We start from the raw sequence: 24419 nt of genomic DNA, 5'->3' as shown, positions 1-24419 counted from the left end.
GCTTTCCAACGCCGTTCGAAAACCTGATGAGACAAAGCTAGCACAGTTTTCGAACAGTGTTGGAAAACAATGTACGGTGGATCGCATGAAGCTCACCAAGGAGCGCATCGTCGACGCGGGCATGGCCGTCTTCGCCGAGGTCGGCTACCAGAACCTGTCCATGCGCCAGGTCGCCGACCGCCTCAACGCCCACGCCGGCAGCCTCTACTACCACGTACGCGGCAAGGACGAGCTGCTCGCCCTGATGGCCGACCGGATCAGCCGCCGGGCGTACGACGCGGGCACCGAAGCCCTCGCCGCCCTCCCCCCCGACGCCGACTGGCAGGACCGCGTCGAAGCCCAGGCCGCCACCCTGCGCCAGGAGATCAAGCAGCACGCCGGCGGCGCCCAACTCCTCGCCGAGAGCCCCGGCATGCTCAGCACCGACGGCCTCCTCCTGATGGAACGCCTGCTGCGCACCCTCCTCGACGCCGGCCTGCCCGCCCACCACTGCGGCATCGCCGCCGACACCCTGCTCAGCCACATCACCGGCTTCGTGCTCCAGGAACAGAACCAGCCGACCGCCCCGCCGACCATCACCGCCGAGCTCTACGCCGAACTGTGCGAGCGGTTCCCGCTGGTCATGGGCGACCTGATCCCGCGGATCGGGCAGGACGAGAAGTTCACCCGGAGCGTCCGACTGCTCTGCACCGGCTTCACCGCGCTCACCTGACCGACCGCACCCGCACCCCCGGGGGTGCGGGGCCGGCCCCGCACTCAGCCCCGCTGCGGCGGGCGGCGACGCATGCTCAGCAGGAACAGCACCACCGCCGTCAGCACCGCCGCCGTACGCAGCACCCCCGGAGCCATCGACCAGCTGAACTGGCCCAGCGGGGAGCCGGTCTGCACCCCGGCGCCCCCGCCGGCGCCGGTCTGCTTGGCGTGCTGCATCGCGAACAGCGTGCTCGCGCTCATCGTCACCAGCGGGATCCCCAGGATCACGAACTTGCGTGTCAGGTCGGAGAGTTGACGGGACAGGTAGCCGAACCCCCAGCCCGCCAGCATGGCCGGGAAGAACCCGGAGATCGCGCCGCCGACCAGCAGCCCGCAGGACAGCAGGATCAGCGGGGACGGCTTGCGCGCACCCCTGCCCGGGGCGGCGGCGGGCGCGGGCGCGGCCTTCGCCTTCCGCTGCTTCCTCGGCTTCACCGCAGCCTGCTCGACCGGCGGCTGCTGCGCCGCCTCATCGGCCGCGCGCTGCTCGGGGATCGGCTTGGGCGCGGGCTGCGGAGTGTCCGAGAAGTCGAGCATCGTCATCGTCCACGGGCTCGAACTCTGCACCGTCGGCGGGGGGATCACCTCCGAACCGCCCCCGGGCGAGGCCACGCCCGGCAGGTCCAGCGACACGTTCGGGATGCCGCCCGTACCGCCGTGACCCGTACCGCCTTGGCCCGTCCCACCGTGGGCGGAACCGGCCGAGGGGCCGTACACACCGTCCTCGGCCGGCCCGGCGGCCGGCGGAGCAACCGGGGGAGGCGGTGTCGACGGTGCGGACGGACCCGGGGAACCCCCGCCCCCCGACCGCTCGCTCCACGGCCCGCTCTTGCGCCACCACTCGCCGTCCGTCATCACCGACACCCCGCCTCGCCCGTACCCGACCGCCCTCGCCCAGGACGCTACCCAGCGCGCGCCGCCCTGCGCGAGTCCCCGCGACCCCCGGCGCACGAGGCATCCCACCGTCCGCGCTCCCGACTAAGACCGACCGGCACATGGTGGGCGGCGTCGCGACGCCCGGGCTGTCGCCTGGACTGCGTTGTCGTCGGTCGCCGCAGCTCCGCTGCTACTCCCTCCTCCGCCTTGCCAGGCTCGGCCCGGACACCGCTCCTTGCTCCACCCACCACGTGCCGGTCGGTCTAACCTAGGTCGAATGACCACACAGCAGGGCCCTCAACGCCAGAGCAGGAAGCCCGTCGGCCCCCGCACCCTCGCCGAGGAGCTGCGCGCCCGCCCCGACGACGCGCTCGCCGCCCTGCTCCGTTCCCGCCCCGACCTGCTGAACCCCGTCCCCGGCGACCTCACCCAGCTGTCCGCCCGGCTGTCCTCGCGCGCCTCCGCACTGCGCGCCCTGGAGCGGCTCGACCGGTTCACCCTCCAGGTCGCCGAGGCGCTGGCGACCTGCCCGGACGGCACCCCCCTGGCGACCCTCCGCACCCTGCTGACCGGCCCGGCCAAGGTCAAGCCGCACCCCGGCGCCACCCCGCTCACCCCGGCCGACCGCTCCGCCGTCGCCGCCGCCCTGCCCCGCGCCATCGCCGTGCTGCGCGACCGGGCGCTACTCTGGGGCCCCGACAACGGCCTGCGGCTGGTGCTCGCCGTCCGCGAGGCGCTCGCCCCGACCGCCGCCAACCCCGGCCGCACCGGCCTCGGCCCGACCCTCGCCGACGCCACCACCGGCATGTCCCCGGCCCGGCTGCAGCAGCTGCTCGCCTCGGCCGGCCAGCCCGCCACCCCGGACCCGGTCACCGCGGTCGCCGCCCTCACCGCCCTGCTCACCGACCGCACCCGCTGCGCCGCCCTGCTCGACACCGCCCCCGAGCCCGCGCTGCGGCTGCTCGACCGGCTGGTCTGGGGCCCGCCCACCGGCACCGTCCCGGACGCCACCCGCCCGGTCACCGCCGAGGACGCGCAGAGCCCGGTCGAATGGCTGCTCGCCCGCGGCCTGCTGCTGCCCACCAGCCCCGGCAGCGTCGTACTGCCCCGCGAGCTGGCCCTGCACCTGCGCGGCGGCCGCACCCACCGCACCGTCGAGCCGCTCCAGCCCGAACCCGCGCCCGCCACGCCCCCGCGCGATCCACAGGCTGTGGACAGCGCCGCGGCCGGCCAGGCGCACACCGCCGTCAAGACCGTCGAGGAACTCCTGGAGGCCTGGGGCCTCACCCCGCCGCCCACCCTGCGGGCCGGCGGCCTCGGCGTACGGGACCTCAAGCGCGCCGCCCAGACCCTGGAGACCACCGAGCAGCAGGCCGCCTTCTGGCTCGAACTCGCCTACGCCTCAGGCCTGCTGGCCCCCGACGGCGAAGCCGACGAATGCTGGGCGCCCACCCCCGGCTACGACAGCTGGCTGCACCTGGACACCGCCGAGCGCTGGTCCGTCCTGGCCGGCGCCTGGCTCGCCGCCACCCGCGTCCCCGCCCTCACCGGCACCCCGGACGGCAAGGGCAAGCCGCGCGCCGCCCTCGGCCCCGAACTCGACCGCACCCTCGCCCCGTCCGTCCGCCGCGCCGCCCTCGCCCTGCTCGCCGAACTCCCGCCCGGCACCCCGGCCACCGCCGCGGACCTGCTGCCCACCCTGCGCTGGCAGCGCCCGCTGCGCGGCGGCCCCACCGGCCCGGACGGCCACGAGCTGCGCGACGACCTCACCACCTGGACCCTCGCCGAGGCCGAACTGCTCGGCATCACCGGCCGCGGCGCCCTCGCCGCCCCCGCCCGTGCCCTGCTCACCGCCGAGTCCGACCCGGCCGAGGTGCTCGCCCCACTGCTGCCCCAGCCGCTGGACCACGTCATCCTCCAGCCGGACCTCACCGCGATCGCCCCCGGCCCGCTGCTCACCCCGCTCGCCCAGGCGCTCGCCCTGTGCGCCGACATCGAGTCCAAGGGCGGCGCCACCGTCTACCGCTTCACCCCGACGTCCGTGCGCCGCGCCCTGGACGCCGGCCGCACCGCCGCCGACCTCCAGACCTTCCTGGCCCAGCACAGCCGCACGCCCGTCCCCCAGCCGCTCGCCTACCTGATCGACGACGTCGCCCGCCGGCACGGCATCCTGCGGGTCGGCGCCGCCTCCTCCTACCTGCGCTGCGACGATCCCGCCCTGCTCAACGAGGTGCTCGCGGACCGCCGATCCGCCGACCTGCGGCTGCGCCTGCTCGCCCCCACCGTCCTCGCCTCCCAGGCCGCCCCGGACGTCCTGCTCGCCGCCCTGCGCACCATGGGCTACGCCCCGGCCGCCGAATCCGCCGAGGGCGACGTCCTGATCACCCGCCCGGACAGCCACCGCACCCCGCCCCGCACCGCCCCCGTGCCCGTCCCCGACGGCCCGCCCACCCCCGACGACACCCTCCTCGCGGCCGCCATCAAGGCCATCCGGGCCGGCGACCGCGCCGCCACCGCCACCCGCCGCGAAACCACCCCCGACCCGCGCCAACTCCCCCGCACCGCCGCCGCCGAGACCCTCGCCGCCCTCCAGACCGCCGTCCTGCTCGGCGAACGGATGTGGATCGGCTACCTCAACGCCGAGGGCATCGCCAGCCAGCGCATCATCGACCCGGTCAAGGTCGAAGGCGGCTACGTCACCGCCTTCGACCACCACGCCGACGAACTGCGCACCTTCGCCCTCCACCGCATCACCGGCGTCGCGGAGTTGGACGAATGACGACGGGCGACAGGGGGCGACGGGGCCTCAGTGCCCCTGCGACTCCTTCATCTTCTGCTTGACGGCCTGGTCCGCCAGGCTGCCGATCTCCCCCTGCCCGACCGGCAGCGAGCCGCCGCCGACCTGGTCGGCGATCAGGAATCCGGGGGCGGCCAGCAGGCCGCCGGGGCCCTCGCCGATGCCCGCGAGGGCGTGGGCGGAGCCCGCCGAGGCGGCGGTGGCGGCGAAGGCCGTGCCCATCAGGGCCAGGGCGGTGAGAACGCGCTTCGAGTTCTTCATGGCCGGTTCAACGAGCGAGTACGGACCGTGGTCACTCGAAGGAATTGACGCGCCGGGCCCACGGGCGTACTCCGGGAGCAGGGGGTTCCCTGCGAGGAGGCGACCACCATGCTCGGCGATCGGATAGCGGAGTTGACCACCACGGAGAGCGGCCGGCGGGTGCTGGCCACGGTCGGCGGTCCCGCGCTGGAGGTGTCGATGACCGGCGTCGGGCAGCTGCTCGGCCACCCCGTCCGGGAGTTCGCCACCTACGAGTCCGAGCTGCGGCCCGACGGCTCGCTGTTCGGCGAGGGCCAGGGCGTCGGCATGACCGAGAAGGGCGAGACCTACAGCTGGCACGGCAGCGGCGTCGGCCACTTCGCCGAAGGCGGCGCCGTCCACTGGCGCGGCAGCGTCTACTTCGAGAGCACCGCCGACGCCTTCCTGCGCCTCAACGACCTGGTCGGCGTGTTCGAGTTCGACAACGACCCCACCGGCACGGGCCGGGTCGTCCTCCACGAGTGGAAGTAGCCCGACACATTCCGGGTGGAATGAGCGACACTGGAGGGTCTGCGTCAGTCCGGTCCGGCGATCCCGGCCGGCCACATCCAGCATGTCAGCCAGTGGAGGGCTCCCCCGCGTGAACGACGGACCGCTCATCGTCCAGAGCGACAAGACTCTCCTCCTGGAGATCGACCACCCCAGGGCCGCCGAATGCCGGCGTGCCATCGCCCCGTTCGCCGAGCTGGAGCGGGCGCCCGAGCACGTGCACACGTACCGGGTGACCCCGCTCGGGCTGTGGAACGCCCGGGCGGCCGGGCACGACGCCGAGCAGGTGGTCGACGCCCTGGTGACGTACTCGCGCTACCCGGTGCCGCACGCCCTGCTGGTGGACGTGGCCGACACCATGGGCCGCTACGGGCGGCTCCAGCTGCTCAAGCACCCCACCCACGGGCTGGTGCTGACCACCACCGACCGCCCGGTGCTGGAGGAGGTGCTGCGCTCCAAGAAGATCGTGCCGCTGGTCGGCGCCCGGGTCGACCCGGACACCGTGGTGGTGCACCCCTCCGAGCGCGGCCAGATCAAGCAGGTGCTGCTCAAACTCGGCTGGCCCGCCGAGGACTTCGCCGGGTACGTGGACGGCGAGGCGCACCCGATCGACCTGGACGAGGACGGCTGGCAGCTGCGCCCGTACCAGGCGCAGGCCGTCGAGGGCTTCTGGCACGGCGGCTCCGGCGTGGTCGTGCTGCCCTGCGGCGCCGGCAAGACGCTGGTCGGCGCGGCCGCGATGGCGCACGCCAAGTCGACCACGCTGATCCTGGTCACCAACACCGTCTCGGCCCGCCAGTGGAAGCACGAGCTGGTCAAGCGCACCTCGCTGACCGAGGACGAGATCGGCGAGTACAGCGGCACCAGGAAGGAGATCCGCCCGGTCACCATCGCCACCTACCAGGTGATGACGACCAAGCGGAAGGGCGTGTACGCGCACCTGGAGCTGTTCGACGCCCGCAACTGGGGCCTGGTGGTGTACGACGAGGTGCATCTGCTGCCCGCGCCGGTGTTCAAGTTCACCGCCGACCTCCAGGCCCGCCGCCGGCTCGGCCTGACCGCCACCCTGGTGCGCGAGGACGGCCGCGAGGGCGACGTGTTCAGCCTGATCGGCCCCAAGCGCTTCGACGCGCCCTGGAAGGAGATCGAGGCGCAGGGCTACATCGCGCCCGCCGACTGCTGCGAGGTGCGGGTCACCCTGACGGACTCCGAGCGGCTCACCTACGCGACCGCCGAGCCGGAGGAGCGCTACCGCTACTGCGCGACCACCGCGACCAAGCGGCGGGTGGTGGAGGCACTGGTCAAGAAGCACGAGAAGGACCAGACGCTGATCATCGGCCAGTACATCGACCAGCTGGACGAGCTCGGCGAGGCCCTGGACGCGCCCGTGATCAAGGGCGAGACCAGCAACACCCAGCGGGAGAAGCTCTTCGACGCCTTCCGCAACAAGGAGATCGGCGTCCTGGTGGTCTCCAAGGTCGCGAACTTCTCGATCGACCTGCCCGAGGCCACGGTGGCCATCCAGGTCTCCGGGACCTTCGGCTCCCGCCAGGAGGAGGCCCAGCGCCTCGGCCGCGTCCTGCGCCCCAAGGCGGACGGACACTCGGCGCACTTCTACTCGGTGGTCGCCCGGGACACCGTGGACCAGGACTTCGCCGCCCACCGGCAGCGCTTCCTGGCCGAGCAGGGCTACGCGTACCGCATCATCGACGCGGACGACGTGCTGTAACCACGGTCACGCTCAGTACCGGACACCGTCGCGCCCGAGGAAGATCACGCGCGCGGCGGTGTCCAGCGCGATCCCGACGTTGCGGACGGCGGTGCCCAGCAGGTTGCGGTGGCGGCCCTGGACGGCGGTCGCGCCGGCCGGGCCCGTGCGGGGGGTGGGGGTTTCGGTGCTCATGTCTTCAACGGTAGGCACCCGAGCGGCCGCGGGCATCACTCCGAAGGCCGCATCCAGCGAGGCGGCCGTCCTCCTCCGGGTGTACGGAACCCCCCGGCACCCCCTGAGACCTGCGGGGCTGGAACCCCGAGACGGACGGGTCTAAGATCGTCCGTCTGCCCCCTCCCGAACCGTGGTACCTGCTGACGTCCGCAGGCAGCCGGGGGAGGCGCCGACCGCACGGCAACCGGTCGGCTGTACCCCACCGTGAGCTCCATCGATCCGCTGCGCCCGCCACCGGGACAGCCGGGAAGGTTCGCTGTGCCCGCCACCCCCACCACCGACCCCCTCCAGCGCGAACGCGACCACCTGTCCGCGTCCCGGTCCGCGCTGCGGGCGATGCGCGAGGACGTCCAGTCCCTCGACATCCGCGACGTGACCGGCTCCTGGGTCACCGCCGTCATCCTCCAGAACCAGATCGAGGCCCGGATCGCCGCCCTGGCCGACCTCTCCGACACCCCGCTGTTCTTCGGCCGCCTCGACTACCTGCACGCGGTCAGCGAGGAGCTGAGCGAGGGCGGCGGAGGGGAGAGCTTCTACATCGGCCGCCGCCACGTCCACGACGCCGACGGCGACCCGATGGTGATCGACTGGCGCGCGCCGGTCTCCCAGCCGTTCTACCGGGCCAGCCGCACCGATCCGCTGGACGTCGAGCGCCGCCGCCGCTTCGGCTACACCGGCGGCGAACTCACCGCCTACGAGGACGAGCACCTCACCGACCCGGCCGAGCAGGAAACGGGCTCCGCCCTGCTCGCCGCCGAGATCGAGAAGCCCCGCGTCGGCCCGATGCGCGACATCGTCGCCACCATCCAGCCCGAGCAGGACGAGATCGTCCGCTCCGACGTCACGGGCACCATCTGCGTCCAGGGGGCGCCCGGCACCGGGAAGACGGCCGTCGGCCTGCACCGCGTCGCGTACCTGCTGTACGCCCACCGCGAGCGGCTGGCCCGCACCGGCACCCTGGTGATCGGGCCGAACAACGCCTTCCTGTCCTACATCGAGCAGGTCCTCCCGGCCCTCGGCGAGCTGGAGGTCGGCCAGGCCACCGTGCAGCAGCTGGTCGCCCACGTCGAGGTGAAGGGCGAGGACGATCCGGAGGCGGCCCGGCTGAAGGGCGACGCCCGGATGGCCGAGGTGCTGCGCCGGGCCGTACGGGCGGGCATCACGCTGCCCACCGAGCCCTGCGTGGTGGTCCGCGGCTCCCGCCGCTGGCGCGTCCCGGCCTACGAACTGACCGAGATCATCGAGGAGTTGAAGAGCCGCGAGGTCCGCTACGGCGCCGCCCGGGACGCCCTGCCGCAGCGCATCGCGCACGCCGTGCTGGTGAAGATGGAGCAGGGCGGCGAGGCCCCGGACGACCGGGTGCAGGACGCGGTGGCCCGCAACGCCGCGGTCAAGGCCGTGGTCAAGGAGTGCTGGCCGGCCGTCGACCCGGCCAAGCTGGTGCTGCGGCTGCTCTCCGACCCGGAGTTCCTGGCCGAGTGCGCCGAGGGCGTGCTGACCGCCGAGGAGCAGCGGGCCGTGCTGTGGCCCAAGCCCGGCCGCTCGGTGAAGACCGCCCGCTGGACGCCCGCCGACGCCGTCCTGGTGGACGAGGCGACGGACCTGGTGCAGCGCACCCCCTCGCTCGGGCACGTGGTGCTGGACGAGGCCCAGGACCTCTCCCCGATGCAGTACCGCGCCGTCGGCCGCCGCTGCACCACCGGCTCGGCCACCGTCCTCGGCGACCTCGCCCAGGGCACCACCCCCTGGGCGACGGCCAGTTGGCCGGACGCCCTGCACCACCTGGGCAAGCCGGAGGCGCACATCGAGGAGCTGACCAAGGGCTTCCGGGTGCCCGAGGAGGTCATCGCCTACGCCTCCAGGCTGCTGCCCGCGATCGCCCCGGGCCTGGCCCCGGCGACCTCGGTCCGCGACGCCCCCGGCTCGCTGGAGATCCGCCCGGTCGAGGAGTGGGAGGAGGCCGTCCTGACGGCCTGCCGGGAGGCGCTGGAGCACGAGGGCTCGACCGGCCTGATCGCCGCCGACGCCCGGATCCCGCTGCTCGCCGAACTGCTCACCGCGGCCGGCCTGCCGCACCTCTCCCCCGGCACCGAGACCAGCGCCGACGCCCGGCTGACCCTCGTCCCGGCCTCGCTGGCCAAGGGTCTGGAGTACGACTACGTGGTGCTGGACGAGCCGGCCGCGGTGGTCGCCGGCGAGCCGGACGAGCGGACCGGCCTGCGCCGGCTCTACGTGGCGCTCACCCGCGCCGTCTCCGGGCTGACGGTGCTGCACCGCGAGCCGCTGCCCGAGCAGCTCGGATGACCGCGAGAAGGGGCCGGTGGCGTCACCGGCCCCTTCTCGATCGCTCAGGCGTCGATCAGCCGACCGCTCAAGCGTCGATCAGCCGGCCACTCAGGCATCGATCAACCGGCCGCTCAGGCGTCGATCAGTGCCCGCCACTCGGCGACCCTGGCCGCGTCGACCGGCGTCCGCCAGCCGTCGGTGCGCACCGCGCCGCCGACGTGGAAGGCGTCGAAGCCCTCCGCCCGCAGCTCCTTGAGGTGCTCGGCCCGCAGGCCGCCGCCGATCAGGATCCGCTGGGTGTAGCCGGGTTCGCCGCTGCGGGCCAGCTCGGCGGCCAGCACCTCACGGCCGGCGTCCACCCCGGCGGCCGCGCCGGAGGTGAGGAAGGTGTCCAGTCCGGGCAGCGTGCCGACGGCGGCGCGCAGCGCGGCCCGGTCGGTGCTGTGGTCGATCGCCCGGTGGAAGGTCCAGCGGCAGCCGGCGATCGCCTCGGCGACGGCCCTGGTGGCGGCCAGGTCGACGGCGCCTCCGGCGTCGAGGAAGCCGAGGACGAACTCCTCGGCGCCCTCGGCCCGCAGCGCGGCGGCCCGGGCGCACAGTTCGTCCAGGTCGCCGGGGGCGAAGCCGTCCCGGATCCGGAGCATGACGCGCAGCGGGACGGCGACGGCGGCCCGGATCCGGGCGAAGTCCTCGACGGAGGGGGTGAGTCCGTCGGCGGCCATGTCGGTGACCAGTTCGAGCCGGTCGGCGCCGCCCGACTCGGCAGCCTGGGCGTCCTGGGGCGTCAGCGCGATGACTTCGAAAATTGGTCTAGACATATCAGACAGCCTGCCACATCCCCGCGCCCCCGGCGAGAGCACACCCCCGCCCCGGTCACACCGGAACGGGGGTGGCCGTCACACCGGGACGGGGTCGCCCGTCACACCGCGACGGGAGCGCCCGTCACACCCGTCCCGGCACCATCCCGAGGGCCGTCCGCCGGCCGAACCGGTGCTCCGCCACCGCCACCAGCGCCAGCAGGACCACCACCGGCACCGCCATCGGCAGCAGGTGCGAGATCCCGCGGGTCTCCCGCCAGATGTTGAACAGGCTGCCGGGCCCGGTCAGCACCAGCATCGCCAGCCCCACCGCCGCCGGCCCCATCCGCCCGCGCAAGCCGGCGAAGGTCAGCAGCGTCGGAGCGATCAGCATCACCACGAACCACTGGAGGTCCAGCGGGAAGGTCGTGTCGTCCCAGTTCTGGGCCGCCTCCAGCAGCCCGCCGGCGACCACCGAGCCCAGCACCAGCCCGGCCGTCCGCAGGTTCGGCCGGGGCAGCAGGTCGGTCGGCGCGGCGATCAGCAGCAGCGCGGCCACCACGAACGGCAGCGTGGCCATCCCGATGTAGCCGACCCACCAGGCGTCGACGAAGTGCGACCGCCAGGCGGCCAGGCCCAGGTCGTACAGCCCGACGGCGCCCAGCAGCAGCGCGGTGACCCGAACGGCCGTCCAGCGCCCCAGCAGAGCCGCCACCCCGAGCAGCAGCGCGGCCGCCGGCGGGGCGAAGGCCCGGACGTGGTTGCCGAACGAGTCGTCCCAGGCGAGCCACCTGGTGGTCCGGTCCAGGGCGGCCAGCCAGGGCACCATGGTGGCCCCGACCACCGCACCGGCGATCATCGGTGCCACCAGGGCGAGCAGCCGCCCGGCCGCCGACGCGCCGGTCAGCCCGAGCCGCACCCGCAGCCCGTACAGCGCCAGGCCGAGCACCTCCCGGGCGACCGCCGTGCGGCTGCCCGCGGCCGTCGTGTCGGCGAACACCTCGGCCAGCTCCTCGCCGCGCTCGCGGCGGTACCGCGCCGGGTAGAGCTGCAGCGCGGCCCGCAGCACCGTCGAGGGTGCGGCACCGATCACCGGCATGGTCATGAGAGTCCTCCCCCCGCGGCGGGCCGCCCCTGCGACCCGGTCCTTCCCGGCAGCATCGACCGGATCTTCGTCAGCCGGCGCTCGGCCTCGGTGGCGACCGCCCGCAGGCGCCCGGCCTCGGCGGCCAGCGCGTCCCGTCCGGCATCGGTCAGCGCGTAGCTGCGCCGGGCCCGACCGTCCACGACCTCCTCGGCGGCGACCTCGATCAGGCCCTGGGTCAGCAGCCGGTCGAGGGCCCCGTAGAGGGTGCCGGTGCGCATCTTGACCCGGCCGTCCGAGATCGCGGCGACCTCCTGGATCAGCGCGTAGCCGTGTCTCGGCGCATCGGCCAGAGCGGTGAGCAGCAGCAGCGTGGGCTCCTGCATGGAGCGTTCTGTCATACGACTACATATATCGTCAACCTACCTATAGGTCCAGTGCCGGGCCGGGCCCGTCCGCCACAATGTGCCCCATGCCGACCGAGGACCTGCTCACCGCCTGGACCGCCCTGCTGCACCGCTGCGGCGCCACCGACGACCCCGAACCGTACGGCCGGGAGCTGCTGCGCCGCTGGTCCGAGCCCTGGCGCCGCTACCACTCCACCGAGCACCTGCGCGCGATCCTGCGCCACGTCGACGACCTCGCCGGGCACGCCACCGACCCGGACGCCGTCCGGCTCGCCGCCTGGTTCCACGACGCCGTCCACCGGCCCGACCGCACCGAGAACGAGGAGCGCAGCGCCGCCCTCGCCGTCCGCGCGCTGACCGCCGCCGGCCTGCCGGCCGAACGCGTCGCCGAGGTCGAACGGCTCGTCCTGCTCACCGCCGCCCACGCCCCGGCCCCCGGTGACCGCAACGGCGAGGTGCTCTGCGACGCCGACCTCGCCGTCCTCGGCGGCACCCCCGAGGCCTACGCGGCCTACACGGCCGCCGTGCGCGAGGAGTACGGCTTCGTCCCCGAGCCGGACTTCCGGGCCGGCCGGGCCGCCGTGCTGCGCCGCATCCTGGCCCTCCCCGCCCTCTACCGCACCCCCGCCGCCCACCACCGTCTCACCGAGGCGGCCCGCACCAACCTGGCGGCCGAACTCCAAGGACTGGAGAGCTAGTCCAACTCCCCCACCGGCGCCACCACCGCGCCCTGCTTGCCGCACACCCAGTGCGGCTCCGGCCCCAGCTCGGGCTCCACGCCCAGCGCGTGCGGGTCCCCGTCGGCCGCGCAGGCGGTGCACAGCGGCCACCGCCCGTACGCCTCCAGCAGCGCGTCCTGGACGTCCTGGGCGACCAGCCCGAGCACGTACTCGGTGCCGTCCGGCCACTGATCCAGCCACCAGCGGCGGTGGGTGACGGCTTGCTCCACCAGCGAGACGACGGCGGCGTCCGCCACGTCCCGCGCGGTGAGGTCGGCCAGGATCAGCGCCCGGGCGTTGTGCAGGGCGGTCTCGATGTCGTCGGAAGCCATCCGTCCATTCTCCGTGGAAACGGCGGAACGCCGAAACGCCGCGTGGGCGGCCCCCCGAAGGGAACCGCCCACGCGGACGAGGATCAGCCGATCCGATCGGAATCCGATCAGGATCAGAAGTCCATGTCACCGCCCGGCATGCCGCCACCGGCGGCCGCGGCGGCCTTCTCCGGCTTGTCGGCGATGACGGCCTCGGTGGTGAGGAACAGCGCCGCGATGGAGGCGGCGTTCTGCAGCGCGGAGCGGGTGACCTTGGCCGGGTCGATGATGCCCTCGGCGATCAGGTCGACGTACTCGTTGGTGGCGGCGTTCAGGCCGTGACCGGCGGGGAGGTTGCGCACCTTCTCCACCACGACGCCACCCTCCAGGCCGGCGTTGGTCGCGATCTGCTTGATCGGGGCCTCCAGCGCGACCTTGACGATGTTGGCACCGGTGGCCTCGTCGCCCTCCAGCTCCAGCTTGTCGAACGCGACACCGGCCTGCAGCAGGGCGACGCCACCACCGGCGACGATGCCCTCCTCGACGGCGGCCTTGGCGTTGCGGACGGCGTCCTCGATGCGGTGCTTGCGCTCCTTGAGCTCCACCTCGGTGGCCGCGCCGGCCTTGATGACGGCCACGCCGCCGGCCAGCTTGGCGAGGCGCTCCTGGAGCTTCTCGCGGTCGTAGTCCGAGTCGCTGTTCTCGATCTCGGCGCGGATCTGGTTCACGCGGCCCGCGACCTGCTCGCTGTCACCGGCACCGTCGACGATCGTGGTCTCGTCCTTGGTGATGACGACCTTGCGGGCGCCACCCAGGAGGTCCAGACCGGCGTTCTCCAGCTTGAGGCCGACCTCCTCGGAGATCACGGTGCCGCCGGTGAGGACGGCGATGTCGCCGAGCATGGCCTTGCGGCGGTCGCCGAAGCCCGGGGCCTTGACGGCGACGGACTTGAAGACGCCCTTGATCTTGTTGACGATCAGGGTCGACAGGGCCTCGCCCTCGACGTCCTCGGCGATGATGACGAGCGGCTTGCCGCTCTGCATGACCTTCTCCAGCAGCGGGAGCAGGTCCTTGATGCCGCCGATCTTGGAGTTGGCGATGAGGATGTACGGGTCCTCGAAGGTCGCCTCCATCCGCTCCAGGTCGGTGGCGAAGTAGGCGGAGATGTAGCCCTTGTCGAAGCGCATGCCCTCGGTGAGCTCGAGCTCCAGACCGAAGGTGTTGCTCTCCTCGACGGTGATGACGCCTTCCTTGCCGACCTTGTCCATCGCCTCGGCGATGAGCTCGCCGATCTGGGTGTCGGCGGCGGAGATGGAGGCGGTGGAGGCGATCTGCTCCTTGGTCTCCACGTCGGTGGCCTGGGCCAGCAGCTGGTCCGAGACGGCCGCGACGGCCTTCTCGATGCCGCGCTTCAGGGCCATCGGGTTGGCGCCGGCGGCGACGTTGCGCAGACCCTCGCGAACCAGGGCCTGGGCGAGCACGGTGGCGGTGGTGGTGCCGTCACCCGCGACGTCGTCGGTCTTCTTGGCGACCTCCTTGACGAGCTCCGCGCCGATCTTCTCGTAGGGGTCCTCGAGCTCGATCTCCTTGGCGATGGAGACACCGTCGTTGGTGATCGTGGGGGCGCCCCACTTCTTCTCCAGCACGACGTTGCGACCCTTGGGGCCGAGCGTGACCTTCACCGCGTCGGCGAGCTGGTTCATGCCACGCTCAAGGCCGCGGCGAGCTTCCTCATCAAAGGCGATGATCTTGGCCATCAGAAGTGGTCCTCCGGGACACGGTCGACTGCTCGGACCAAGGGGTGCCCGCGACGGACGGCCCTGGTGTGCGGAGGTCCATTCCCCTACCGCCCCCGGGGGCCTCACCGACCCGGTCCGCTGTCACTCTCACACTGTGAGTGCTAACGCCAATGATTAGCACTCCGGGTGGTCGAGTGCAAGCCCAATCCACAACCCGCGAGCCGTCGTCCGGGCCGGCGCGGGTACGCGAACGGGCCCGTACGACGTGTGTCGTACGGGCCCGTCGAGAAGCAGGAGGTCCACCAGTAGTGGGCCGTGCCGAGCTCCTGGAGTCGGAAGGGGTCAGACCGCCGCGCGGACCATGTCCGCCTGCGGGCCCTTCTGTCCCTGGGAGATCTCGAACTCGACCCGCTGGCCCTCCTCGAGGGTGCGGTAGCCGTCCATCTGGATCGCGCTGTAGTGGACGAAGACGTCCGCACCACCGTCGACCGCGATGAAGCCGTAGCCCTTCTCCGCGTTGAACCACTTGACGGTGCCCTGAGCCATTCCGAACTCCCCTTGTGCTGTGCTGGCCCTTCACGGGCCCGCAGGTAGCGGGCCCGGGTCTGGTTTTGAAGGCCGGCCCGGGGAACCCCCCCTGAGCGCAGCCGTGCACGCCGCAACCCTCCGCACGGGGGCGCCGGACGGCTTCCGTGAGCGGGTGATTACGTCGACCGCCGCTGAATGTATCCGGACCGACGCCCTCTGCAACAGGGTCAACCACCGGGAATTCCGTAGCCCTGCCAAGAGACAAGAGCGAACAAACCGGGAGGAAATCGGCATTGCACGCCGGACATAGCGGACGAATTACTCAAATGCCTGCAGGAATTCTGACATCTGCCTGACATGTTTCCCGACCCGGCACCCAGGCCGGTCTCAGCGGCCGGACGACCTCCGGCGACGCACCCCGTCCGCCGGGAGCGGAGCCCTGTTCCCAGCAGAGCCACACTCTACTCCGACTCGACCCGGAATATTCCCGCCGAAATACGCGCGACCGCCCGCACATACGGGGAATCGAATTCCGTACGTGCGGGCGGCGCGGAAAAGGGCGGGGCGGCTCAGCAGCCGCCGGCCACCGCCGGAATGATCGAGACGCCGGCACCGTCCTTGATCTCGGTCGCCAGGCCCTCGGCGAAGCGCACGTCGTCGTCGTTCACGTACACGTTGACGAAACGGCGCAGCTTGCCGGTGTCGTCCAGGATCCGGGCCGAGATGCCGGCGTGGTTGCGCTCCAGGTCGGCGATGACCTCGGCCAGGGTGGCCCCCTCGGCGGTGACCTCGGCCGCGCCGCCGGTGTAGGTGCGCAGGATGGTGGGGATGCGGACGTTGGCGCTCATGACTCTCCTTGCGGGGTGGGGGGCGGTTCAGGCGGACGCGAGGCCGGCGGCGCGGAAGGCGTCCAGGGTCGGGCGGATCACGGCGGTCATCCCGGCCTCGGAGACGGCGTCCAGCGTCTTCAGGCCGTCGCCGGTGTTGATCGCGACGGTCTCCTTGGCCGGATCCAGCTGACCGGTCTCGACCAGCTTCTTCAGCACGCCGACGGTCACCCCGCCCGCGGTCTCGGCGAAGATCCCCTCGGTGCGGGCCAGCAGCCGGATCGCCGCCACCACCTCCGCGTCCGTGACGTCCTCGACCGCACCGCCGGTGCGGCGGGCGATGTCCAGCACGTACGGGCCGTCCGCCGGGTTGCCGATCGCCAGCGACTTGGCGATGGTGTCCGGCTTCACCGGCTTGATCACGTCCCGCCCGGCCTTGAAGGCCGCCGACACCGGCGAGCAGCCCTCCGCCTGGGCGCCGAAGATCCGGTACGGCCGGTCCTCGACCAGGCCCAGCTTGATCAGCTCCTGCAGCCCCTTGTCGATCTTCGTCAGCTGGGAGCCCGAGGCGATCGGGATGACGATCTGCTCCGGCAGCCGCCAGCCGAGCTGCTCGCAGATCTCGTACGCCAGCGTCTTGGAGCCCTCGCCGTAGTACGGCCGCAGATTGACGTTCACGAAGCCCCAGCCCTCGCCGGCCTGGTCCCCGATCAGCTCCGAGCAGAAGCGGTTCACGTCGTCGTAGTTGCCCTCGATGCCGACCAGCTCGCCGCCGTACACCCCGGCCATCACGACCTTGCCCTGCTCCAGGTCGTGCGGGATGAACACGCAGGACCGGAACCCGGCCCGGGCCGCCGCCGCGCCCACCGCACCGGCCAGGTTGCCGGTGGAGGAGCAGGACAGCGTGGTGTAGCCGAACGCCCGGGCCGCCTCGATCGCACACGCGACCACCCGGTCCTTGAACGAGTGGGTCGGGTTGCCGGAGTCATCCTTGATGTGCAGCTGCGCGGTGAACCCGAGCTCCCGGCCCAGGTTGTCCGCCTTCACCAGCGGGGTCCAGCCGGGGTTCAGGTTGGGCTTCGAAGCGACGTCGGCCGGCACCGGCAGCAGCGGCGCGTAGCGCCAGATGGACGCGGGGCCGGACTCGATCCGCTTGCGCAGCTCCTCGGCGCGCTCGCCGCCGAACTCGTACGCGATCTCCAGCGGCCCGAAGCACTCCAGGCAGGCGAAGCTGGGGCCGAGCGGGAAGCGGGTTCCGCACTCGCGACACGACAGCGCGGCGGCGGGGCCGAGGTCGACGGAAACAGGTGCGGCAATGTCGATAGCCATGATGGCGGAGGCCTCTCTCCTCATCTTCCCCGTGGCGCGGGCGCGCCACAGGCCGGAATTGGCACCTGTCCCGCCGGGGCCTGTCGACGACAGCCGAGCGAGAAGGTTGCCGGGACGTCAACGGGCCGTTCCCTCAGTCCCTCTGGATGAGCTTGTGAAGTTATGGTTCAGCGGCGACCCCGGCGTGCGAAGGTCCGACCGCTGTACGAAGACTGTATCCGAAGGCGTCAACCTCGAACGGGACCGTCCGCCACGCGAGATGGCCCGTTCCACCTATCCCGCCGAGGAGAGTCACCGTGCCCGCCGAACCGACCCCCGCGCTCCTCCCACAGGCGGCGTCCTGGCTCCGCCGCCGCTCGTGGAGCGCGGCCGAGCGGCCGGTGCACACCCTGCTGGAGGCCAAACAGCGCACCGGCCGCACCGTCAGCGTCGTCCTCCCGGCGCTCGACGAGGAGGCCACCGTCGGCGACATCGTCCGCACCGTCCGCCGCGAGCTGATGGAGCGGGTGCCCCTGGTCGACGAACTCGTCGTGGTGGACTCCGGCTCCACCGACGCCACCGCCGCCGTCGCCGCCGAGGCCGGCGCCCGGGTGGAACACCGCGACCGGATCCTCCCCCGGCTGCCCGCGGTCCCCGGCAAGGGCGAGGTGCTCTGGCGCTCCCTGCTGGTCACCCGCGGCGACATCGTCTGCTTCGTCGACGCCGACCTGCGGGAGTTCGACCCGGCCTTCGTCTCCGGCATCGTCGGCCCGCTGCTGACCGACGAGTCCATCCAGCTGGTCAAGGCCATGTACGACCGCCCGCTGGAGACGGACAGCGGAGCGGTCGTCCCGGCCGGCGGCGGCCGGGTCACCGAACTCGTCGCCCGACCCCTCCTCAACCTCCACTGGCCCGAGCTCGCCGGATTCGTCCAGCCGCTCGGCGGCGAGTACGCGGCCCGCCGCTCACTCCTCGAACGGCTGCCCTTCCCCACCGGCTACGGCGTCGAACTCGGCCTGCTGGTCGACGCCCTGGACCTGGTCGGCCTGGACGCCCTCGCCCAGGTCGACGTCGGCGTCCGGCACCACCGCCACCAGGACAGCCAGGCCCTCGGCCGGATGGCCGCCACCATCTACCGCACCGCCCTCGAACGCCTCGACCGCACCCACCGCCTCAAGGCCTCCGCCGACCTCGTCCACCCCCACCTCACCCAGTTCAGCCGCGCCCCGGAGACCCTCCCCCAGCCTTCGGCCGGGGGGACCCCGATCTTCACCGCCCACACCCACCCCGTGACGGCCCTGGAGCGCCCCCCGATGCACACCCTCCCCGAATACGCGATCCGGCACTGAAACGTTTGCGGCCCCGACCCCCCGGCAACATCCCAACCATGGGCGATCTCACGACCGAACGTTCGAGTGCGACCGGAACCGCCCCCGTCTTGGTGGCCTCCAACCGGGGACCGGTGTCCTTCAGCACCGCCGACGACGGCACACTGACCCTGCGCCGCGGCGGCGGCGGCCTGGTCTCCGGCCTCTCCGCGATCGACGACCCCACCGCCGTCTGGGTCTGCGCCGCACTGAGTGACGCCGACCGCAGAGCGGCCCGGGAGGCCCCCGACGGCCGCCTCGACCTCGCCGGGCACGAGGTCGGCGGCCAGGCCGTACGGATGCTCGACATCGACCGGGAGACGTTCGCCCACGCCTACAACGGCGTCGCCAACTCCACCCTCTGGTTCGTCCACCACCTGCTCTACGCGACCCCCACCGCGCCCTCCTTCGACGCCGGCTTCCGCGCCGAATGGGCCGCCTACCAGGCCTACAACACCGCCTTCGCGAACGCGCTGGCCGCCGAAGCCGCCCCGGACGCCGCGGTCCTGGTGCAGGACTACCACCTCTCCCTCACCCCGGCCCTGCTCCGGCAGGCCCGCCCCGACCTGCGGATCGGCCACTTCTCCCACACCCCCTGGGCCCCGCCCGAGTACTACCGGATGCTCCCCGACGACGTCGCCCGGGCCGTCCTGACCGGCATCCTCGGCGCCGACCGGGCCGGCTTCCTCACCGAACGCTGGGCCCGCGCCTTCGCCGCCTGCTGCGAGGACCTCCTCGGCGCCGTGTTCGACCCCGCCGCCCTCACCGTCACCCACGAGGGCCGCACCACCCACCTCGGCGTCCACGCCCTCGGCGCCGACGCCGACTTCCTCCGCGAGCGCGCCCACCGCCCCGACGTGGACGACCGCCTCGCCGCGCTGCGCGCCGCCGTCGGCGACCGCCGCACCATCGTCCGGGTCGACCGCACCGAGCTGAGCAAGAACATCGTCCGCGGCCTCCAGGCCTACCGGCACCTGCTCCGCACCCGCCCCGAGTGGCACGACCGGGTGGTCCACATCGCCTTCGCCTACCCGTCCCGCACCGACCTCGCCGAGTACCGCGACTACACCGCCGAGGTCGAACGCCTCGCCGCCGCCATCAACGCCGAGTTCGCCACCCCCACCTGGCAGCCGCTGATCCTGCACGTCAACGACGACTTCCCGCGTTCCCTGGCCGCCTACCGGCTCGCCGACGTGGCACTCGTCAACCCGATCCGGGACGGCATGAACCTGGTCGCCAAGGAAGTCCCCGTGGTCTCCGACCAGGGCTGCGCCCTCGTCCTGTCCCGGGAGGCCGGCGCCCACGCCGAACTCGGGGACGACGCCCTCACCGTCAACCCCTACGACGTGATCGCCACCGCCGAGGCCCTGCACACCGGTCTCACCATGAGCCCGGAGGAGCGCGCCGACCGCACCAAGCGCCTGGCCGCCGCGGCCACCGCGCTCCCCCCGCAGCAGTGGTTCCTGGACCAGCTCAACGCCCTCGGCCGGCTCGACGCCCGCTGAGGGCTCTCACCGGGCGTCGAGGGCCTCCCTCAACGCCCGGTGAGAGCCTCCCCCAGGGCCGTCAACAACTCCACCACGCCCTCGGGCCCGTCGACCACCAGATCCGCCCGGTCGGCGAGCTCGCGCACCGGCGCGTCCCCCACCGCCCCGGCGCACACCAACAGCCCGGCCAGTCCCTGCCCCCGCAGCTTCTCCACCGCCGCGAAGGCCGCCACGTCCCCCAGGTCGTCCCCCGCGTACAGCACGGAACGGGCGCCGCGCTCCCGCAGGAACCCGGTCAGCGCCGCCCCCTTGTCCACCCCCGGCGGCCGCAGCTCCAGCACCAGCCGCCCGGGCTCCACCACCAGCCCGTACGCGGCCGCCAACTCCCCCACCGGCACCCGCAACAGCTCCAGCGCCCGCTCCGGCTCGGCCGTCCGCCGGGTGTGCACCGCCACCGAGCGCCCCTTGTCCTCCACCCACGTCCCCTCGGGCGCCCCCACCCGCTGCAACACCTCGGGCAACGCCGCCCGCACCCCGGCCACCCCGGGATGCACCTCCGGCGCCGTCACCACACCCCGCTCCCAGCGCTCGGCCCCGTAGTGCCCCAGCACCACCAGGCCCGGCACCCCGGCGAACCCCCCGTACTCCGCCGCCAACGCCGCCGGCCGCCCCGTCACCACCACCACGGCGACCCCCGCCGAGGCCAACCCCCGCAACGCCCCCACCACCCCCGGATGCGCCCGCGCCCGCGAGGGATCCGCCACGATCGGCGCCAACGTCCCGTCGAAGTCCAGCGCCACCACCGCGCCCTCCGGCGCCGCCAGAATCGCCCGCAGCCCATCCCGCCCGGCTTCAGTGGCCGGCACACCCATCTCGTCAAGACCCATACCGAGCCCCCTACCCACCCCCGGCGGCGGCACCCCCCTCAACGCGCCCCGCGCCGCCCCTCCCGGACCCGCCGCAACCGATTCACCAGCACCGGAGCGAAGGCCAACGCCTCCTCCCGGTCCAGCAACCCGTTCAACAGCTGGTAGTACCGGGTGGACGAGAGCCCCAGCTCCTCCCGGATCGCCCGCTCCTTGGCTCCCGCCGTCCGCCACTGCCGCCCCTCCAGCGCCAGCACCGCGCGGTCCCGCTCACTCAGCTCACCCACGACAACACCTCCTCGCTACGAAGTGTCATCCTCGCCCGCACCCCCGACACACTCTGCCCCCCGCCCCGGCGCCCCCGCCCGGCTAGCGTCACCCCCATGACCACGCCGAGCTTCACCGTCCACATCCCCACCGCCGACCTCGACCCCGAGCCGCTCGACCCGTCCCAGATCGTCTCCGGCACCCCCGAGGTCACCGGGAAGGTCCTCGCCGAGTCCCCCGACGGCCGCCAGCTGCGCGGCCTCTGGCAGATCACCCCGGGCGTGGTCACCGACGTCGAGGCCGACGAGATGTTCGTGGTGCTGAGCGGCCGGGCCACCATCGAGATCGAGGGCGGCCCGACCCTGACCGTCGGACCCGGCGACTGCGCCGTCCTGCGCGAGGGCGACCGCACCACCTGGACGGTCCACGAGACCCTCCGCAAGGCCTACGCGATCACCCTCCCCTGAGCAGGTCCCCTCCCGGGTCCTACTGCTTGCGGACCCGGGCCGCCTCCTTCATCGCCGCGTCCTGCAGCCCGCCGAGCACCTGCTTCGGGTCCCCGGTCACCGCCTGCCCGATCCCCGCCTTGATCCGGTTGCTGACCTCGCCCCAGGCCGGGTCCCCGAACGGGTAGAAGCTGGCGTTGGTCAGCCCGACCGCGAACTGCTTGAGGTCCGCGTGCTTGGGGTCCGCGGACATCTGGTTGAAGGCGTCCTGGGTCACCGGCAGCAGGTTGTACTGCTCGTCGAACTTCAGCTGGTAGTCCTTCGTGTAGACGAAGGACAGGAACTTCTTGATCTCGTTCTTGTGCCCGTTGGCCTTGAAGGCCATCATCCAGTCCGCGACGCCGAGGCTCCCGGTCTTCCCCACGCCGTCCTTCTTCGGGATCGGCGCCGTCCCGAAGTCGATCTTCCCCGCGGACGCCATCCGCAGCAGCGTCGGGTGCCCGTTGAGCATCGCGACCTTCCCGGAGGCGAAGTCCTGGAACACCGGCGTGCGGTTCATCTTGCCCGGGTCCGGGTACGTCAGCCCGGTGCCGACCAGGTTGGTCTTCAGCCAGTTGAAGGTCGCCTGGTTCTGGTCGCTGTCGATGGTGTAGTTGCCGACGTCGTCGGAGAGCGAGCCGCCCCCGCTCAGCGTCCACAGCATCGACTCGGCCGGCGCCTCCTCCGGCCCCAGCGGGAGCCCGTACGGGGTCACCCCCGGCACCTTGGCCTTGATCTTCTCGGCCGCCGCCCGCAGCTCGTTCCAGGTGGTCGGCGGCTGCGAGATCCCCGCCTGCCGGAAGACCGCCTTGTTGTAGAAGAGCACCCGCGAGGAGGAGACGAAGGGGATGCCGTACTGGGTGCCCAGCACCTGTCCGGCGTGCGCGAAGTTGTCCATGAACTTGGCCTGGGTGTCCATGGAGAGCACGTCCGCGGCCGGGTACAGCCGGTCCGCCGCGACCTGTTCGGCGAAGCCGCCGGTCTGCAGCAGGTCGGGCGACTTCCCGGCCGCGATCATGTCGTCGACCTTCTGGCCGATGTCGGTCCAGCTGTCGACCTCGACCTGGACCTTGATGCCGGGGTTGGCGGCCTCGAAGGCCTTGGAGACCTCGTCCCAGTAGTGCTTGGAGCTGGTCTCGCTGTTCTCCCCGTAGTCGGCGGCGACCAGTTTGAGCGTGACCGGCCCGTCGCCCTGCCCGCTGCACGCGCTGACCGTGGTGAGCACCAGTGCTCCGGCCAGCGCCGTTCCGAGCACACGGAGGGAAACGTGGGCGCGCCTGTCCAACGCGGGTACCGCCTTCAAAAAGAACTACAGCCGGACGAGGGAATCCGGCAGGGGGGAGCGCCACACTGCCAAACCGCTCCACCACTGGTCCACACCACTCGCCCCCGCCCGTCGAGTAGTTACCGAAGTGCCCCGGTTCGTTGCACGATGCGCAACAACGGGCGAACGAAGGCCCTCGACCGGACCGCTCGACGCAAAGCCCCGCACACCCCCCGCAGCCGAGACAAAGCTCACCCAGTATGGACCAGACCAATCCGACAACTGGACTAGACCTCTTCGACCCGACCAAGGGAAACTGTCCTCCGTGAAGCACGTCATCGCACTCGATGTAGGCGGCACCGGCATGAAGGCCGCGCTGCTCGCCCAGGACGGCTCCGTGCTGTTCGAAGCACGCCGACCGACCGGGCGGGAACACGGCACCGACGCCGTGGTCGCCGCCATCCTCGACTTCGCCGCCGACCTCGCCGACGAGGGCCGCGCCCGCTTCGGCCTCGCCCCGCTGGCGGCCGGCGTGGCGGTGCCCGGCACGATCGACGAGAAGAACGGGATCGCGGTCTTCTCCGCCAACCTCGGCTGGCGCGACCTCCCGCTGCGCAAGCTGCTCGGCGAGCGCCTGGCCGACACCGCCGGAGGTGCCCGCGGCGCCGCGATGCCGGTGGCGCTCGGCCACGACGTGCGCTCCGGCGGCCTCGCCGAGGGCCGGCTGGGCGCGGGCCGCGGCGTCGACCGCTTCCTGTTCATCGCCCTGGGCACCGGCATCGCCGGCGCCATCGGCATCGACGGCCGGATCGAGGCCGGCGCGCACGGCTACGGCGGCGAGATCGGCCACGTGGTGGTCCGCCCCGGCGGGCCGAAGTGCGGCTGCGGCGCCCGCGGCTGCCTGGAGACGCTGGCCTCCGCCTCCGCCGTCTCCCGTGCCTGGGCCGAGGCCAGCGGCGACCCCGACGCCGACGCGGCATCCTGCGCCGCCGCGGTGGACGCCGGGGACGACCGCGCCCGCGCGGTCTGGCAGACCGCGGTCGACGCCCTGGCCGACGGCATCGTGCTCGCCCAGAGCCTGCTCGACCCGTCCACGGTCATCGTCGGCGGCGGGCTGGCCGAGGCCGGTGACACCCTCTTCACCCCGCTGCGCACGGCGGTCACCGAGCGCCTGACCTTCCAGATGCCCCCGGAAGTCGTACCCGCCATGCTCAAAGACACCGCCGCCTCCCTGGGCGCCGGCCTGCTCGCCTGGGATCTGCTCTCGATGGAGGTGACCGCGTGACCACCGCGGACCGTGACCGTACTGCCCTGTCCGGCGCCCGGCTCGTCCTGCCCGGCGGCGTCGTCGAGGGCGGGCGCCTCGCCGTCGAGGGCTCCCGGATCGCGACCATCGCGAGCGGGGAGAGCGAGCCCGGCGACCTCGACCTGACCGGCCACACCGTCGTCCCCGGCTTCGTCGACCTGCACGTCCACGGCGGCGGCGGCGCCTCCTACGCCTCCGGCATCGCCGAAGA

At 72.8% G+C, this 24419-nt stretch carries 24 protein-coding genes, 1 pseudogene and 1 riboswitch; of the genes and pseudogenes, 11 read left to right on the top strand and 14 right to left on the bottom strand.

The features are described 5' to 3' along the window. The first annotated feature begins 85 nt into the window (after positions 1-85). Positions 86-712 (top strand): TetR/AcrR family transcriptional regulator, encoded by a 627-nt coding sequence (locus tag ACZ47G_RS17515; RefSeq protein WP_465743553.1) that lies wholly within the window; start codon positions 86-88, stop codon positions 710-712. 44 nt (positions 713-756) lie between these two features. Here ACZ47G_RS17515 and ACZ47G_RS17510 read toward each other — a convergent pair whose 3' ends face one another. Beyond that, complete coding sequence (locus ACZ47G_RS17510) at positions 757-1386, bottom strand: hypothetical protein (protein ID WP_465743551.1); 630 nt, start codon at positions 1384-1386, stop codon at positions 757-759. Positions 1387-1906: 520 nt separating this feature from the next. Between ACZ47G_RS17510 and ACZ47G_RS17505 the strand changes: the two genes are divergently transcribed. Beyond that, entirely contained in the window at positions 1907-4408 is a 2502-nt protein-coding gene (locus ACZ47G_RS17505; protein ID WP_465743549.1) for a helicase-associated domain-containing protein, read from the top strand. Positions 4409-4435: 27 nt separating this feature from the next. Here ACZ47G_RS17505 and ACZ47G_RS17500 read toward each other — a convergent pair whose 3' ends face one another. Beyond that, a complete protein-coding gene (locus ACZ47G_RS17500) occupies positions 4436-4687 on the bottom strand; it encodes a hypothetical protein (protein WP_380463641.1) in 252 nt (83 codons plus the stop codon). A 108-nt stretch (positions 4688-4795) separates the two neighbouring features. Here ACZ47G_RS17500 and ACZ47G_RS17495 point away from each other — a divergent pair, with 108 nt between their 5' ends. Further along, entirely contained in the window at positions 4796-5197 is a 402-nt protein-coding gene (locus ACZ47G_RS17495) for a hypothetical protein (RefSeq protein ID WP_465743547.1), read from the top strand. Positions 5198-5306: 109 nt separating this feature from the next. Beyond that, positions 5307-6944, top strand: a complete 1638-nt coding sequence (locus ACZ47G_RS17490) for a DNA repair helicase XPB (protein WP_465743545.1) — start codon at positions 5307-5309, stop codon at positions 6942-6944. A gap of 12 nt (positions 6945-6956) precedes the next feature. Here ACZ47G_RS17490 and ACZ47G_RS17485 read toward each other — a convergent pair whose 3' ends face one another. Beyond that, entirely contained in the window at positions 6957-7118 is a 162-nt protein-coding gene (locus ACZ47G_RS17485; protein WP_380463637.1) for a hypothetical protein, read from the bottom strand. Positions 7119-7418: 300 nt separating this feature from the next. Between ACZ47G_RS17485 and ACZ47G_RS17480 the strand changes: the two genes are divergently transcribed. Then, the gene (locus ACZ47G_RS17480; protein ID WP_465743542.1) at positions 7419-9464 is read left to right on the top strand and encodes a HelD family protein; all 2046 of its coding nucleotides are present in this window, start codon (positions 7419-7421) and stop codon (positions 9462-9464) included. Between the two features lie 113 nt (positions 9465-9577). Here the strand turns inward: ACZ47G_RS17480 and ACZ47G_RS17475 are convergent, their stop codons facing one another. The 3 genes from ACZ47G_RS17475 to ACZ47G_RS17465 form a co-directional block, all read right to left on the bottom strand. Further along, the gene (locus tag ACZ47G_RS17475; RefSeq protein ID WP_465743540.1) at positions 9578-10264 is read right to left on the bottom strand and encodes a copper homeostasis protein CutC; all 687 of its coding nucleotides are present in this window, start codon (positions 10262-10264) and stop codon (positions 9578-9580) included. A gap of 124 nt (positions 10265-10388) precedes the next feature. Further along, a complete protein-coding gene (locus ACZ47G_RS17470; RefSeq protein ID WP_465743538.1) occupies positions 10389-11348 on the bottom strand; it encodes a hypothetical protein in 960 nt (319 codons plus the stop codon). Next, positions 11345-11728: a PadR family transcriptional regulator gene (locus ACZ47G_RS17465; protein ID WP_465743536.1), complete on the bottom strand. Its 384-nt coding sequence runs from the start codon at positions 11726-11728 to the stop codon at positions 11345-11347. Before ACZ47G_RS17465 ends, ACZ47G_RS17470 begins: the two co-directional genes overlap by 4 nt. A gap of 71 nt (positions 11729-11799) precedes the next feature. Between ACZ47G_RS17465 and ACZ47G_RS17460 the strand changes: the two genes are divergently transcribed. Then, positions 11800-12432, top strand: coding sequence for an HD domain-containing protein (locus ACZ47G_RS17460; RefSeq protein WP_465743534.1), 633 nt, complete (start codon positions 11800-11802; stop codon positions 12430-12432). Here the strand turns inward: ACZ47G_RS17460 and ACZ47G_RS17455 are convergent. The 5 genes from ACZ47G_RS17455 to thrC all read right to left on the bottom strand — a co-directional run bounded on the left by ACZ47G_RS17455 (position 12429) and on the right by thrC (position 17187). Further along, positions 12429-12785 carry a hypothetical protein gene (locus ACZ47G_RS17455; protein ID WP_465743532.1) on the bottom strand — a complete coding sequence of 119 codons (357 nt, stop codon included), beginning with the start codon at positions 12783-12785 and terminating at the stop codon, positions 12429-12431. The two genes, ACZ47G_RS17460 and ACZ47G_RS17455, sit on opposite strands and share 4 nt — an antisense overlap. 113 nt (positions 12786-12898) lie before the next feature. Then, positions 12899-14521 carry a chaperonin GroEL gene (groL, locus tag ACZ47G_RS17450; RefSeq protein WP_380463120.1) on the bottom strand — a complete coding sequence of 541 codons (1623 nt, stop codon included), beginning with the start codon at positions 14519-14521 and terminating at the stop codon, positions 12899-12901. 324 nt (positions 14522-14845) lie between these two features. Further along, a complete protein-coding gene (locus ACZ47G_RS17445; protein WP_030289665.1) occupies positions 14846-15049 on the bottom strand; it encodes a cold-shock protein in 204 nt (67 codons plus the stop codon). A 551-nt stretch (positions 15050-15600) separates the two neighbouring features. Beyond that, on the bottom strand, positions 15601-15879 hold the full coding sequence (locus tag ACZ47G_RS17440; RefSeq protein WP_188308228.1) for a MoaD/ThiS family protein: 279 nt from the start codon (positions 15877-15879) through the stop codon (positions 15601-15603). 27 nt (positions 15880-15906) lie between these two features. Then, positions 15907-17187 (bottom strand): threonine synthase, encoded by a 1281-nt coding sequence (gene thrC, locus ACZ47G_RS17435; protein WP_465743529.1) that lies wholly within the window; start codon positions 17185-17187, stop codon positions 15907-15909. Between the two features lie 17 nt (positions 17188-17204). Then, a riboswitch (SAM riboswitch) is annotated at positions 17205-17340 on the bottom strand. A gap of 143 nt (positions 17341-17483) precedes the next feature. Here thrC and ACZ47G_RS17430 point away from each other — a divergent pair. After that, complete coding sequence (locus ACZ47G_RS17430; RefSeq protein ID WP_465743527.1) at positions 17484-18515, top strand: glucosyl-3-phosphoglycerate synthase; 1032 nt, start codon at positions 17484-17486, stop codon at positions 18513-18515. A 38-nt stretch (positions 18516-18553) separates the two neighbouring features. Further along, positions 18554-20038: an alpha,alpha-trehalose-phosphate synthase (UDP-forming) gene (locus ACZ47G_RS17425; protein ID WP_465743525.1), complete on the top strand. Its 1485-nt coding sequence runs from the start codon at positions 18554-18556 to the stop codon at positions 20036-20038. A gap of 29 nt (positions 20039-20067) precedes the next feature. Here the strand turns inward: ACZ47G_RS17425 and otsB are convergent, their stop codons facing one another. Then, positions 20068-20892 carry a trehalose-phosphatase gene (gene otsB / locus ACZ47G_RS17420; RefSeq protein WP_465743964.1) on the bottom strand — a complete coding sequence of 275 codons (825 nt, stop codon included), beginning with the start codon at positions 20890-20892 and terminating at the stop codon, positions 20068-20070. A gap of 53 nt (positions 20893-20945) precedes the next feature. Beyond that, positions 20946-21173, bottom strand: a complete 228-nt coding sequence (locus tag ACZ47G_RS17415; RefSeq protein ID WP_380463108.1) for a DUF3263 domain-containing protein — start codon at positions 21171-21173, stop codon at positions 20946-20948. Positions 21174-21269: 96 nt separating this feature from the next. On the opposite strand from ACZ47G_RS17415, the gene ACZ47G_RS17410 reads away from it, so the two are divergent. After that, positions 21270-21620 carry a cupin domain-containing protein gene (locus ACZ47G_RS17410; protein WP_465743522.1) on the top strand — a complete coding sequence of 117 codons (351 nt, stop codon included), beginning with the start codon at positions 21270-21272 and terminating at the stop codon, positions 21618-21620. Between the two features lie 19 nt (positions 21621-21639). Here ACZ47G_RS17410 and ACZ47G_RS17405 read toward each other — a convergent pair whose 3' ends face one another. Then, positions 21640-22893 carry an extracellular solute-binding protein gene (locus ACZ47G_RS17405; RefSeq protein WP_465743520.1) on the bottom strand — a complete coding sequence of 418 codons (1254 nt, stop codon included), beginning with the start codon at positions 22891-22893 and terminating at the stop codon, positions 21640-21642. 334 nt (positions 22894-23227) lie between these two features. On the opposite strand from ACZ47G_RS17405, the gene ACZ47G_RS17400 reads away from it, so the two are divergent. Both ACZ47G_RS17400 and ACZ47G_RS17395 read left to right on the top strand, forming a co-directional pair. Beyond that, on the top strand, positions 23228-24187 hold the full coding sequence (locus ACZ47G_RS17400) for an ROK family protein (RefSeq protein ID WP_465743518.1): 960 nt from the start codon (positions 23228-23230) through the stop codon (positions 24185-24187). Continuing rightward, positions 24184-24419, top strand: a pseudogene (locus tag ACZ47G_RS17395) (N-acetylglucosamine-6-phosphate deacetylase); the annotation flags it as partial. The gene ACZ47G_RS17400 and the pseudogene ACZ47G_RS17395, both read left to right, overlap by 4 nt.

The sequence above is a fragment of the Kitasatospora sp. NPDC030952 genome (assembly GCF_055571335.1).
Note: the sequence above shows the minus strand (reverse complement) of the source record. Positions and strands in the feature narration are given on the sequence as shown.